12 protein-coding genes are annotated in these 12,915 nt (G+C 43.8%); 7 read left to right on the top strand and 5 right to left on the bottom strand.

Annotated features, from left to right (window positions below):
* The first annotated feature begins 18 nt into the window (after window positions 1-18).
* The 3 genes from KOD92_RS18060 (at window position 19) to KOD92_RS18050 (ending at window position 3,861) form a co-directional block, all read left to right on the top strand.
* A complete protein-coding gene (locus tag KOD92_RS18060) occupies window positions 19-843 on the top strand; it encodes an energy transducer TonB (RefSeq protein ID WP_215234991.1) in 825 nt (274 codons plus the stop codon).
* A gap of 221 nt (window positions 844-1,064) precedes the next feature.
* Window positions 1,065-2,021 carry a substrate-binding domain-containing protein gene (locus tag KOD92_RS18055; RefSeq protein WP_215234990.1) on the top strand — a complete coding sequence of 319 codons (957 nt, stop codon included), beginning with the start codon at window positions 1,065-1,067 and terminating at the stop codon, window positions 2,019-2,021.
* 76 nt (window positions 2,022-2,097) lie between these two features.
* Window positions 2,098-3,861: a tetratricopeptide repeat protein gene (locus KOD92_RS18050; protein ID WP_215234989.1), complete on the top strand. Its 1,764-nt coding sequence runs from the start codon at window positions 2,098-2,100 to the stop codon at window positions 3,859-3,861.
* Between the two features lie 171 nt (window positions 3,862-4,032).
* Here KOD92_RS18050 and KOD92_RS27445 read toward each other — a convergent pair whose 3' ends face one another.
* Window positions 4,033-4,236 (bottom strand): hypothetical protein, encoded by a 204-nt coding sequence (locus KOD92_RS27445; RefSeq protein WP_229254738.1) that lies wholly within the window; start codon window positions 4,234-4,236, stop codon window positions 4,033-4,035.
* A 183-nt stretch (window positions 4,237-4,419) separates the two neighbouring features.
* Here KOD92_RS27445 and KOD92_RS18045 point away from each other — a divergent pair, with 183 nt between their 5' ends.
* Together KOD92_RS18045 and aroC are read left to right on the top strand one after the other, a co-directional pair.
* The gene (locus KOD92_RS18045; RefSeq protein ID WP_229254737.1) at window positions 4,420-5,721 is read left to right on the top strand and encodes a BatD family protein; all 1,302 of its coding nucleotides are present in this window, start codon (window positions 4,420-4,422) and stop codon (window positions 5,719-5,721) included.
* A 4-nt stretch (window positions 5,722-5,725) separates the two neighbouring features.
* Complete coding sequence (gene aroC, locus KOD92_RS18040) at window positions 5,726-6,805, top strand: chorismate synthase (protein ID WP_215234987.1); 1,080 nt, start codon at window positions 5,726-5,728, stop codon at window positions 6,803-6,805.
* Between the two features lie 4 nt (window positions 6,806-6,809).
* On the opposite strand, the gene KOD92_RS18035 is transcribed toward aroC, so the two are convergent.
* The 3 genes from KOD92_RS18035 to KOD92_RS18025 all read right to left on the bottom strand — a co-directional run bounded on the left by KOD92_RS18035 (window position 6,810) and on the right by KOD92_RS18025 (window position 9,506).
* Complete coding sequence (locus KOD92_RS18035) at window positions 6,810-7,004, bottom strand: hypothetical protein (RefSeq protein WP_215235231.1); 195 nt, start codon at window positions 7,002-7,004, stop codon at window positions 6,810-6,812.
* 142 nt (window positions 7,005-7,146) lie between these two features.
* On the bottom strand, window positions 7,147-8,490 hold the full coding sequence (locus KOD92_RS18030; RefSeq protein ID WP_215234986.1) for a Gfo/Idh/MocA family protein: 1,344 nt from the start codon (window positions 8,488-8,490) through the stop codon (window positions 7,147-7,149).
* A gap of 29 nt (window positions 8,491-8,519) precedes the next feature.
* Window positions 8,520-9,506 carry a formylglycine-generating enzyme family protein gene (locus KOD92_RS18025; RefSeq protein ID WP_215234985.1) on the bottom strand — a complete coding sequence of 329 codons (987 nt, stop codon included), beginning with the start codon at window positions 9,504-9,506 and terminating at the stop codon, window positions 8,520-8,522.
* Between the two features lie 139 nt (window positions 9,507-9,645).
* On the opposite strand from KOD92_RS18025, the gene KOD92_RS18020 reads away from it, so the two are divergent.
* Window positions 9,646-11,553: an ABC-F family ATP-binding cassette domain-containing protein gene (locus KOD92_RS18020; protein ID WP_215234984.1), complete on the top strand. Its 1,908-nt coding sequence runs from the start codon at window positions 9,646-9,648 to the stop codon at window positions 11,551-11,553.
* A 53-nt stretch (window positions 11,554-11,606) separates the two neighbouring features.
* Window positions 11,607-12,236 (top strand): DedA family protein, encoded by a 630-nt coding sequence (locus KOD92_RS18015; RefSeq protein ID WP_215234983.1) that lies wholly within the window; start codon window positions 11,607-11,609, stop codon window positions 12,234-12,236.
* Between the two features lie 15 nt (window positions 12,237-12,251).
* Here the strand turns inward: KOD92_RS18015 and KOD92_RS18010 are convergent, their stop codons facing one another.
* On the bottom strand, window positions 12,252-12,770 hold the full coding sequence (locus tag KOD92_RS18010; protein ID WP_215234982.1) for a gamma carbonic anhydrase family protein: 519 nt from the start codon (window positions 12,768-12,770) through the stop codon (window positions 12,252-12,254).
* Window positions 12,771-12,915: the final 145 nt, after the last annotated feature.

Raw genomic sequence — 12,915 nt, 5'->3', positions numbered from 1 at the left:
TATCAATCAATACGCGCCATGGCAGAACTAGGCCCGAATGCAACACTTGATGATATAGTGTTTGCTGATCGTAATAAGGCGTACGGTGCATTTGAACTTCGTAAAGGCTATCGTGCAGATGTTACGAAGGCTACTCTAATCGGAGCTGTACTCTTTATTCTTGCAATGTTTACGCCGTCAATCATAAACAAATTGACAGCGGGTGAGGAGGTAGAGGAAGTGATGGTTGAAGTGGATTTAATGAAAATACCACCGCCGCCAATTGACCCGGCAGAACCGCCACCGCCACCACCGCCGCCAGTTGAGCAGCCTAAGGTGAACACAGTGAAGTTCTTGCCTCCGGAAGTTAAAAAGGATGAGGAAGTACCTGAGGAAGTTCCACCTCCAACAGTTGAAGAGATTAAGGAAGCTGTTGTTGCGGACAAAACAATCGAAGGTGATCCTAATGCAAACGAGATCATTGTAGCGCCGGAAGCTGTTGCAGCTCCAAGTAAAGGAACCGTTGTTGAAGCGGCACCTGAACCAGAAAAGGTATTTACAGTGGTTGAGCAGCAACCAGAATTTCCAGGTGGTACAACAGAAATGTATAAATACTTAAGCAAAAATATTAAGTATCCTAGTGCAGCTTCTCGTGCTAACGTTTCCGGAAGGGTTTTTATGTCATTCGTAGTTAATACGGATGGAAGTATCCAGGATGTGTCAGTGTTGAAAGGACTTGGTTTTGGTTGCGATGAAGAAGCTATCCGCGTTGTGAAAGCAATGCCGAAGTGGAAGCCAGGAAAGCAATCAGGACGTGCAGTTCGTGTAAAGTACAACCTGCCGATCAATTTCCAACTGGAGTAACTCATGAAGGAGAAACCATTGCATGAGAAGATCAGTGATCTAACCTCTGTGGTAATGGCTGTGACATACATAGGAGGAGGGGTCTTTTTGATCCTCTCCTCTTTGTCTTTTAGGTTGTTACCTATCGGAAGTGTTGAAAGGTATGCGTTTGCTGGCATACTTATTTTGTACGGAGCTTACAGAGGATATAGGGTTTGGAGACGCAGAAATCAGGAAGATCTATGAAATTAAGGGTAATAGGACTGTTTGCGTGTGGCTTAATAGGTGTATTTGCACTTACGAAATGCAGTTCTGGCAATGAGAGTCTGGACAATCCCAGACAAGGTACTATTACCATAGCTTCCGACGAATCCTTCAAACCTTTGGTTAGCGCACTCACGAATGCTTACGAGGGAATTTATCCAAATACGCATTTTGAAATTGATTACAAACCTGAGCAGGAGGCAATCAGACAACTTCTCAACGACAGCGCCCGCATTATTTTCGCGACCAGGCAGCTCAATGAGAAGGAGTTGGAAATAATCAAAAGACAAAAAGGAAGTCAGAAGTATCAGCATATTGCCACAGACGGACTTGCGCTGGTCATAAGTAAGGGAAACGCTGACAGTCTGATTACGATGTCCGAAATCCAGGCCATTATGGAAGGAAGGATTAAGGATTGGTCCCAACTAAAAGGTGGAAATCAAAAGGGACTTATCACGCTGGTATTCGACAATGCAAATGCAAGTAACCTGAACTACATTCTTGAAAAGTTTAAGGTGAGGGATATTAGCAAACTGAGGATAATTTCAGCAGGTTCCAATGAAAAGGTAATTGAGGATGTGCGAAAAGATCCGTTGCATCTTGGATTTATCGGGGTTAACTGGATAAGCGACGGTCATTCGCTCGCATCCGAGGAACTATCAAAGGGAATTCATGTAATGGGAGTTGCCAAGAAAGTAAACCCAGATTCGCTATCGGACTATATACAGCCATTTCAGAGCGGATTAGAGTTTAAAAGGTATCCTTTGTTCAGAGATTTATATATAATTAGCAGGGAGGGATATTCAGGATTAGGTGGTGGGCTGATGACTTATATTGCGCGGGACGTGGGCGGTTTGATTATTCAGAAAATGGGATTATTGCCGACAATACCTTATCCCAGAGAGTTGGAAATCACTACTGGCAAGAACTTTTAGAGTAAACAATTGTAATAGATTTGGATTTGTTATTGAAAAAGCCAAATTTTTTATCACTATTTTAACCGGGTAAAAAATGAACAGAAACATGAGATTGAAATTAGTTGCACTGGTATTTGGATTATTCGCGTTTGTGAATTTGAAGGCGCAAACGGTTCAGGATGGCTTAGCATTGATACACGGAGAACGTTACAATGAAGCAGGCGCATTGTTTAAAAAGCTTGCTCAAGGCACACCGTCTGGTGATAACCAGTTTTATCTTGGTTATTATTATCTTAAAACCAACCAGTTGGATTCAGCGCAAGTTGCGTTTGATAAAGGTTTGCAGGTAGATGATAAATCGTATCTGAATAAAGTAGGTCAGGGTGCAGTAGCGCTGGGCAAAGGCGACAGAGCGAAAGCAAAAGAGCTATTTGACGAAGCTGAAAAGAAGAAAAAGAAAGATGCGGAAGTTCTTTATCGTATAGGTGAAGCTTACACGCTGTTCGAGAAGAACAACGATCCTGCCGAAGCGATCAGACTTTTGGATGAAGCTGTAAAAAGAGACAAAAATCTGGCTGACGCTTATATCGCAAAAGGTGATGCTTTAATGCTTCGTAATGAGGGTGGAAATGCTGTAACTGCTTATGAATATGCGTTGACAGCAAAACCAAATTATGCAGTAGCTCATAATCGCATTGGTCAGATTTATCTTCGTGGAAAGAACTATAACCTGGCTCTTGAAAATTATAAAAAAGCAATTGAGGCTGACCCGAATTTTGCACCTGCTTACAAAGATTTAGCTGAGCTTTATTTCTTTGCTCAGAAATACAAGCAAGCTGCTGAAAACTTCGATCTGTTTATTCAGAAAAGCGGAACTACTGATCCTGAAATGAAATTGCGTGCAGCTCAGTTTGCATTTACTGCTGACGATTATACAAAATCATTGCAGCTACTTGATGAGATCAAAGGAAAGATCAATAACCCGATCACATTGCGTATGTATGGCTGGTCATATTTCAAACAAAATGATCCAGACAAAGCGATTGAAAACTTGAACGAGTTTATGAAAGTTGCTCCTGACAAGTTAATTGGAGATGACTACAAATATCTTGGTCGCGCTTACAATCAGAAAGCAGGTGGAGAAAAAGGTTATGATTCAACTGGTGTGCTTTACATGCTGAAAGGTGCTGATATGGATACAAGCAAAGCTGAGGCTGCAACAACATACAAGGAAGTAGGAGCACTTTACTTTGCCGCTAAGGATTTCCCTAATGCAGCTACTGCATTTGCAAAAGGGATAGCCTTAGATACTGCGAAGGCAAGCGCGAATGATTATTATTACAATGGTCTTTCAAACTTCCAATATGCTTCCAGCTTCATCGTACCAACCGCAGCAGATTCTAACTTTGCTGACAGTGCGAAAATCGCGATGGACAAAAGGAGCCTGTATCTGAAAGCGGATTCAATATTTGCAACAGTGACGCAGAAACTGCCAGATTGGCCTTACGGTTACTATTGGAGAGCGAGTTCATTGTATAACGCTTATGACAGACAAGAAAACGTAGATAAGGGTATTTCTGCTCCTTACTATCAAAAGTTGACTGAGCTTGTTGAAAAGGATCCAGATCCTTCGAAATTCAAGTCTTATTTGAAGCTTGCATACAGCTACCTGGCATTTTACAGCCAGACTACGTTAAATGATCCGGCGAAGGCCAAGACTTACTGGGAGAAGCTTCTCGCGGTAGACCCCGATAACGTTGCGGCGAAAGAAGCGTTAGGCCTTGCGGTAGCAACGCCGGCGGCTCAGCCAGCAGCTACTACCGGAAAAGCGAAAGCGCCAGCACCTAAGAAGAAGTAATAATTCAATATAGAAATAATAGCCGCCTGGATTTTCCGGGCGGCTATTGTTTTTTATAACAATGCTGAGTCTACCAATTTGATACCTCAGAAAAGAAAACTCCTCACCAACTTTCGTTAATGAGGAGAGTAAATATTAGCTTGATTAATAAACAAATAACAATCAGTTGTCCTATATAGGAGCTACTCGTGAAAAACAAGTATTGAGAACTGGTAAATGCATTGTTGCATAGTTATCGTAGCACCACTGTTTCAAACGTTTTACCTCAAATGGCATTAACATCCGAATCGCCTTTCTCAATTCTTTTTCAAAGAGTCTTCGATCGAAGCTAACTTTTTGCAGAATAATTTTTATGTATTCAAGCATCGAGGCCATATCATTACGTAATTTTGGTTTAGGGAAGGTCAATCAATGACCGGACGTAGCAATTGCTATTAAAGATAACGAATTATATTAATGAAATTATATGCGTTATTGTATATTTTTTTGTGTTATTCTGGTATCGCTCTTTGCCAGGGTTTAAATGAGTCTGCAACAATTGAGCTTGGTCCGAAAAATTTGTCAATCGACCAACCTTTCACGATTTCCGTAGTTTTAAGAGATGCAGAAAACCGGCCTGCTGTTTTGTTTCCGGAGATAAAAGACCTGGAAAAGCGCAGCAAATCTGCTACCAGCTCAATAAGTACGGTAGACGGGAAGAAAGTTGTTATCCAGACTATCACGCAGGAATATTATGCATCAAAGCCCGGGAACTATCTGATTCCTAAATTCACAATCACTGTAAATGGGTACCGTCTCCACTCCGAGGAAACCATGGCGGTTTTTGCACTTGGCGAAGCTGCTACAATAACTGAGAGAGAGGCGTCACCTGAGGCGCAGGGAAACGAATTTCAATCTATAAACGAGGCAGTATTTCTCTCTGTTCTGACTGACAAGAAAACTGTATTTATCAGGGAGGGTTTTGCACTGCGCATTTCACTTTACATAGCAGAAAATGCGCCTGTCGAAATGGAATTTTATAGATTTAATATCCAGCTTCAGTCTATTCTGAAATCCTTACGTCCTGCGAATTGTTGGGAGGAAAATGTGGGAATTGAAGAAATTGTTAAAAGAAAAATCAAGATAAAAGGGAAAAACTACACCGAGTACAACATGTACCAGGCCAGGCTATTTCCTATTACGACCGAGAATATAGTGTTCCCCAGTATCAAGCTGGATATGTTGGTAACTGATAATTCGGCCGCAGTGAATGTTGAGAAAAAGGTAGTCAGGACTTTCCGCTCCAAGGCGATGATCGTGAATGTAAAGCAACTACCTGAACATCCACTGCGGGATCAGGTAGCAGTTGGGCAATATACATTGAGAGAAACGCTTTCCTCTACACTCGTATACCCCGGAGAAAGCATCCGCTACATGTTCAAGGTCGAGGGAATCGGAAATATTGCGGCTATTCCAGCTCCGGCGGTGCAGGGAAATTCGAATTTTGATATATATCCGCCGGAAGTCAGTCAGATTATCAAGCGAAGCTACCAGAATGTAACGGGAGAAAAGACTTTCGACTACTTTGTTGTGCCCCGGAAAGATGGTACTTTTCCGCTTGGAAGGTATTTTCAGTGGGTATTTTTCAATTCGCAGAAGGCAGCATATGACACTTTGCGGTCGGAAAAGTCGCTGGAAGTAAAAGGAGAAGATTATAAGCTTGCTAATTTGTCATTAACCGGATCTTCCGGTCTGTACGATAATATCGAGAACCTCGACAGTAGTAAAAGAGGTTTCGATTACAAAAAGATATTAAGAGAAATTACGAATGCAGTTGTGATTGTATTGTTGATCACGCTGATCTGGGTATTTAGAAAGTAAACTGATGGGAAGCACTTACGGAAAGATTTTTAAGATATCGACCTTCGGCGAATCGCACGGTGTGGGTATCGGAGTTATAATTGAGGGTTGCCCAGCCGGGCTCGAATTTGACGCTGATTTCATTCAGAGTGAGCTCACAAGACGCAAGCCAGGGCAATCGAGGATTACCACGCAGCGCAAAGAAGCTGATGAATACGAAGTGATGTCGGGCGTATTCGAAGGAAAAACAACCGGTACACCCATTGCATTGATCATCAGAAACGAAGATCAGCGCAGCAAGGACTATTCTCACATTGCAACGCAATACCGCCCGTCACACGCCGATTTTACGTACCAGGAAAAATACGGCGTGCGAGATTATCGCGGAGGTGGCCGGAGTTCCGCCCGTGAAACTGCGGCGCGGGTTGCAGCCGGTGCTGTGGCTAAATTGTTACTCAGGAAAATCGGTATTGAAATTACCGGTTATGTGTCGCAGGTTGGCGGGATGAAATTGGGAAAACCTTACCAGGAGTTGGACCTGCGCAAAGCGGAAGAGAATGCAGTTCGTTGCCCTGATCCTGAAATGGCCGAACAAATGTTCGAGTACATTGATAGCGTCAGGAAATCTGGCGACTCCGTAGGTGGGGTTGTGAGCTGTGTGATCACCGGTACGCCGGTTGGTTTGGGAGAACCGGTTTTCGACAAGCTGCATGCAGAATTAGGGAAGGCAATGCTAAGTATCAATGCTGTTAAAGGGTTTGAATATGGTAGCGGCTTTGAAGGAGTGAATTTGCTCGGCTCCGAGCATAATGATGCATTCTATACCGATGAAACCGGTGCTGTTCGTACCCGTACCAATCATTCCGGCGGAGTGCAGGGTGGGATTTCAAATGGTCAGGATATTTATTTCAATGTCGCATTCAAGCCCGTTGCGACGATCATGCAGGATCAGGAAAGCTTGGATCAGGACGGGAATATTGTGGTGGTTCAGGGAAAGGGAAGGCACGATCCGTGCGTTGTGCCAAGAGCTGTGCCAATTGTAGAAGCAATGGCTGCATTAGTATTGGCCGATTTCTATCTCCGGAATAAATCGAGCAAGATATAGCCTGTTATAACCGGTGCTTTTTGCGACGCTGATTCAAACTTAATACCAGCCAGATCGTACCGATAAATTCAATAGCAAGTCCGCCAAGGATTACGGGGTTACTCATTTCGGCCTTTGAAGAATGTAAGAACACGCCGGTTAACACAACCAGCATCCCGGCGAGCAAAATAAGTCCGGCATTTGTGAGACTAAGCTTCACCAGCAATATGTTTCGTTCGACATTAAAACCAGCATGGGGATCTATTATCTAATATAGAAAGATTGGTTTGATATTTAAATAGTTAAGAAACAAAAAATGGCTCGCGAGGAGCCATTTTTTGTTTCTTAATAAAATTATTTTCTCAGATAACCTGGCTTTTTCCTGGTACTGCTACCGGATAAAGACCATCTGCGCCTGGAACAATTTTCGGCATAGCATCCCATGCAAGTTTGTCCGGGAATAGATTAATGTCGGAGTTAAGCGCTTCTTTCCAGGTAACCATTTTACCGGAGTAAGTCGCCATACGTCCCATAATAGCAGTCATCGTACTTTTCGCTCCGTTTTCAGCATCAGCAAATTTATATTCTCCTTTTGCGATAGCAGCGAATAGTTCGTCGTGCTCTACTTGGTAAGGGTTTTTGTCAGCTTTACCATCGTGTTGATAAATAACGCCTCCTTTGTAATCTTTCAAAACGGCCTTATTTCCTTCAAAGCTGTCAATGCGGCCTTTTGTTCCTACAAATGCCTCATCAACCCTGTTCCACGTTCCTTCGAACTGGCGGCACTGGCTTGAAATGACAGTTCCATCAGCATAAATAAGGTCCAAAGTATGGTGATCGTAAATCTCACCATAAGCTTTGCCGGTACGAACCTGGCGACCGCCGGTTCCTTGAATTTCTACTGGATAAGCTCTTTTCACCCAGTTTGCAACGTCGATATTGTGTACGTGCTGCTCAGAAATGTGGTCTCCGCACAACCAATTGAAGTAGTACCAGTTTCTCATTTGGTACTCCATTTCAGTTTGGTTAGGCTTGCGCTCCTTCATCCAGGGGCTGCTTCCTACCCAATATACCTGGCCGCCTACTACATCGCCAATCGCGCCGTCGTGGATCCTTTTGATCGCCTCGATATAATTAGCCTGATAGTGTCTTTGCAGACCAACTACCACGTTCAATTTCTTCTTTTTCGCTTCTTCCGCTACTTCAAGCACTTTACGAATTCCGGGAGCGTCAGTTGCTACCGGTTTTTCCATAAAAATATGCTTATCGTTTTTAACAGCCTCCTCAAAGTGTAAAGGTCTGAAACCCGGAGGAGTAGCAAGAATAACTACGTCAACATCTTTCAACGCAATCGCTTTTTTGAATGCATCAAAACCGACAAATTTGCGATCCTCAGGAACATCGATCTTTAATTTCGTGTCAACGATCTTTCCAGTTGCGTCTTTGTATTTTTTTGAAGTCAAATTCTTATAAGCATCATCCAGACGGTCTTTAAATGCGTCCGCCATTGCTACAATCTGTACATTCTGAGAAGTACTCAATGCCTGCGCAGCAGCACCGGAACCTCTTCCCCCGCAACCTATCAGCGCGACCTTGATTGTTTCGTTTACAGAACTATTGAAACCATATCCCGTGAGGGGATTCAATAGCGCACCGCCCGCGAAGAGGCCAGATGCTTTCAAGAAATTACGTCGGTTTTGTTCCATTCTTTAAGAGATTAAGAGTTTTAAGTTGATCAATAGTCTTCAATCAGTGCAGGGCTGTAATATGCCTTTATTTCTTCCGGTGAAGGTGTTTTCAAAGGTCTTACAACCCTGAACCCAACGAAAGACGCACTTGTGAGCCACCATTCGCTTTTCGGCAATTGCGGATCAAGTATTTTCCAGTCTGCTTTTGAAGGAATCCGCGCAGCGCTTCTCAAATCAGTTGGCTCGTCATCCCAGGATCCGCCTCTTACTGAATTCGGGTAAAGCTCGGTTACAGGCGCAAATTTTTCACCAGCAGGCTTTTTAGCATAATAGTCAGGAATATATTGGTCCAAGGTCCACTCCATTACATTTCCATGCATGTCGTGAAGTCCCCAGGCATTTGGTTTTTTCAGTCCGGTTTTTTTGTAAGCCGCATCGCTATTACCCTTGAACCAGGCATATTCGCCCAATTTAGAAGCGTCATCTCCGAATGAATAAGCGGTTTTAGAACCTGCCCGGGCCGCATATTCCCATTCCGCTTCTGTCGGCAAACGATAGAAGATCCCGGTTTTTTCATAAAGCCATTTACAAAAATGGATAGCAGCATATTGCGTCATATTGATCGCAGGATAGCCGGCTCTTCCCATTCCGAAGGACATATCTACGTAAGGCGGACTTGGGCGCGTGCTCGCATCCGTTTTTTGGACTGATTTGTCTGGATCAGGGTGGCGGGCTGCCATTTCCTTTTCCATATTTTTAAAAGAATACAGATCATAAATGTCCCAGATCACTTCGGTTTTCCCCATCCAGAATGGTTCGATTTTCACTTTGTGCTGAGGACCTTCGTCGGCCCTGCGGCCTTTTTCTGCGGCAGGGCTGCCCATCATAAATTCACCGCCCGGAATAGCGACCATTTCATAGACCTGGGGACTGCCACCAATTTTTTGTGTGTAATTTTTGAAGTTTGCATCCTGGGCAAGCGCATTAAAACAAAAAAGAAGCGTTGAGAGTAAGAAAAGAGATTGTTTAGACATAATAATAAAACGGGTCGGTTGGTACCATTTAACTGAATATAAGCGGCAATATTAGCCTATTTACCCAATGAAAACGAATTTTTTCTTAGTTGTTTGATATCTGTTCTAACTTTGCAGACTTCGAATTTTAGCATTCATTATGAATTACCTTTCAGCAGAAAACATAGCAAAATCATTTGGTGACAAATGGTTATTCAGGAACATCAGTTTTGGTATTAGCAGGGGAGACAAAGTGGCTCTGATCGGAACGAACGGAACCGGCAAAACTACATTCCTGAACATACTCACAGGTAAAATGCCGCCCGACGAAGGCGAAGTCGGTTTCAGAAAAGATATCCGCATTGGTTATCTGGACCAGAGTCCTGCATTTGACGAAAGTTTGCCGGTACTCGAAGTCATTTTTTCTTCCAATAACCCCGTAGCACAGGTTGTAAAACGTTACGAGCACGCGATCGAAACGGATGACCACGACGAGCTTGCCGAGGTAATGGAGGATATGGACAAGTACAATGCGTGGGATTTTGAGTACCGCACGAAAGAGGTTTTGGGCAGATTAGGTATTCACCACACCGATAATGCATTCGGTACACTTTCGGGTGGACAGAAAAAAAGGGTTGCGATGGCAAAGGTTCTTCTGGAAGATCCGGACCTGCTCATCCTAGATGAGCCGACCAACCATTTGGACCTCGATACCGTGGAGTGGCTGGAAAACTATCTCAATACGTCCAATACTACATTATTAGTAGTAACCCACGACAGGTACTTCCTCGATACAGTTTGTAATCAGGTACTCGAACTCGATCACGGGTCAGCATATTCCTATAAGGGTAACTATTCCTATTTCCTCGAAAAAAAGGCGGAGCGGGAAGAACTGGAAGCAGCCGGCATCGATAAAGCCAGAAATTTAATGCGGAAAGAACTGGACTGGATCAGAAGACAGCCCAAAGCGAGGGGCACGAAGGCGAAATACCGCGTGGATGCTTTTGAGGAATTAAAAGAGAAAGCAAGCCAGAAGAAGTTTGATACCAAATTGGAACTGAATGTGCGGACGTCCAGACTGGGTAGCAAGATCATTGAGCTGGAACACGTGAGCAAAGGATTTGGCGAGCGCCAGCTGATCGACGATTTCGAATATACATTCCGAAAAGGCGACAGGATCGGTATTGTGGGTAAAAATGGAATGGGCAAATCCACGCTGCTGAATATGATCACCGGCGAATTGTCTCCCGACAAAGGCCAGATCGTAAAAGGGGAGACCGTGCAGTTTGGGTATTACAAACAGACAGATCTCGCATTCAACGAAAATCAGCGGGTAATTGATATTGTAAAAGATGTAGCCGAAGTAGTGCAGCTCGGAACCGGCGAAACGGTCACAGTAGGTAAGTTGCTGGAAGCATTTCTATTCTCGCCTTCCAAACAATATGATTTTATTTCCAAGCTGAGCGGTGGAGAGAAACGGCGGTTGCAATTACTTTTGATTCTTATTAAACAGCCCAACTTCCTGATCCTCGATGAGCCTACCAACGATCTGGATATTGCGAGCCTGAATGTATTGGAAGATTTCCTGATGAATTTTCCGGGCTGTCTGATCATCGTTTCCCACGACAGGTACTTCCTCGACAGGCTGGTAGAGCACATATTTGTTTTTGAAGGTGAAGGTAAGATCAGCGATTTTCCAGGAAACTATACAGAGCTGCGCGATTACCAGGACGAACAGGAATCTGACAAGAAAACCAGTTCATCAGTGGCCAATAAATTACCTGTAAATACTGCCCCGGCGCCTGTGGCTGAAAAAGTACCTGCACCGGTTGTTCCAGCTGCAAATGCGCCGGCAAAGAAAAAGCTGAGCTATAAGGAGCAGAAAGAAATGGAGCAGCTGGAAACTGATATCGCGAAAATGGAAGAAAGGAAGGCGATTTTAGTCAAAAAGTTGAACAGCGGCGGAACGCACGACGAGCTGGCGAGCTGGTCAAAGGAGATTGAGCAGCTTACAGATAGCCAGGCGGAGAAGGAAATGCGCTGGCTTGAGCTATCGGAAAATGCTTAAATTTGGCCGGTAACGTTCTTTGCTCACTACCCTTCATTTCTTAATAGCTGATTATGAATTCAATCACCGAATTTTTCCAGTATATACTTAATTCAGAAGAAATCATCCGTACCGGCGGGCTGCTGGTGATCACATTTATCGTTTTTGCTGAGAATGGGCTGTTTTTCGCCTTTTTCCTGCCCGGCGATTACCTGGTTTTTCTGGCCGGTGTATTCTGCGGAACAGGGATATTGGATGTACCGATCGGCATTTTGCTGTTGTGTATGTTCACTGCCGCGGTACTGGGCTCTCTGGTGGGTTATATTTTTGGTAAATATTTTGGGGATATCTTCGAAAATAGGCCGGATTCATTCTTTTTCAAGAAAAAACACATTGATACTACACGGAAGTACTTCGAAAAGTACGGAAGCCGCACCCTGATCATCAGCAGATTTTTGCCGGTGGTCAGGACTTTTGCTCCTATCCTGGCCGGACTTGTGAAAATGCCTTTTCCTTCTTTTCTGTTAAATAATGTAGCAGGAGGAGTAATTTGGATCGGTACGCTCACTGGCGGTGGGTTTCTTTTCGGTGAAAGATTCCCGTGGATTGTGGATTACGTGCAATATATCATTCTCTTCTTCCTCGCAATCACCACATTTACAGTGATTAAGGGATATTTGAATGCAAGAAAAGAAATGGGCTGAGTTTTAGATTCAACCCTATTCTTCTTCCCTAAACCAACCTGAATATATAATGTAGTTATTGGCAGTTCTGTCAATAGCTGCATTCAATTCTGTGGAAACGTCTTTCAGATATTTCGCCGGATTTCCTGCATAGATAGTCCCCGGCGGCACTTTGGTACCCTGCGTCACGATCGCTCCGGCGGCCACAATAGAACCTTCACCAATTACAGCGCCGTCCATCACGATCGCGCCCATTCCGATCAGCACGTGATCTTCGATCGTACAGCCGTGCACGATTGCATTATGAGCGACGGAAACATAATTTCCGATCGTAGTCGCAAATCGCTGGTAGGTACAATGGATAACTGCGCCGTCCTGCACATTGGAATGGTGGCCGATACGAATACTGTTCACGTCGCCGCGTATCACCGAATTGAACCAAACTGTACAATTTTCTCCCAAAACCACATCACCGACAATCGTTGCATTCTCTGCAAACCAGCAGCTATCGTCAAAAACAGGCTGAAATCCCCGGACCGATTTTATAAGTGCCATATTTTATTTTAGAAATTGAGTAATGATTGAGGTCGTTTTTCAGTTGAAGAACGGGTAACTTTTTTCAGCTTTTAATTCTTGTTTCGCTCAAAATTGTCACCAAAAAATAAATATATTCGTTTTGTATTAAAATTTCAGCCGGGAA

Source organism: Dyadobacter linearis, from assembly GCF_907165045.1.
Lineage (GTDB): Bacteria > Bacteroidota > Bacteroidia > Cytophagales > Spirosomataceae > Dyadobacter > Dyadobacter linearis.
This window is presented reverse-complemented; position numbering and strand designations above follow the sequence as displayed.

Coding starts and splice junctions, on each gene's coding strand:
- KOD92_RS18060 (WP_215234991.1), top strand. CDS start 19: ATGGCAGAACTAGGCCCGAATGCAACACTTGATGATATAGTGTTTGCT.
- KOD92_RS18055 (WP_215234990.1), top strand. CDS start 1,065: ATGAAATTAAGGGTAATAGGACTGTTTGCGTGTGGCTTAATAGGTGTA.
- KOD92_RS18050 (WP_215234989.1), top strand. CDS start 2,098: ATGAACAGAAACATGAGATTGAAATTAGTTGCACTGGTATTTGGATTA.
- KOD92_RS27445 (WP_229254738.1), bottom strand. CDS start 4,236: ATGGCCTCGATGCTTGAATACATAAAAATTATTCTGCAAAAAGTTAGC.
- aroC (WP_215234987.1), top strand. CDS start 5,726: ATGGGAAGCACTTACGGAAAGATTTTTAAGATATCGACCTTCGGCGAA.
- KOD92_RS18030 (WP_215234986.1), bottom strand. CDS start 8,490: ATGGAACAAAACCGACGTAATTTCTTGAAAGCATCTGGCCTCTTCGCG.
- KOD92_RS18025 (WP_215234985.1), bottom strand. CDS start 9,506: ATGTCTAAACAATCTCTTTTCTTACTCTCAACGCTTCTTTTTTGTTTT.
- KOD92_RS18020 (WP_215234984.1), top strand. CDS start 9,646: ATGAATTACCTTTCAGCAGAAAACATAGCAAAATCATTTGGTGACAAA.
- KOD92_RS18015 (WP_215234983.1), top strand. CDS start 11,607: ATGAATTCAATCACCGAATTTTTCCAGTATATACTTAATTCAGAAGAA.
- KOD92_RS18010 (WP_215234982.1), bottom strand. CDS start 12,770: ATGGCACTTATAAAATCGGTCCGGGGATTTCAGCCTGTTTTTGACGAT.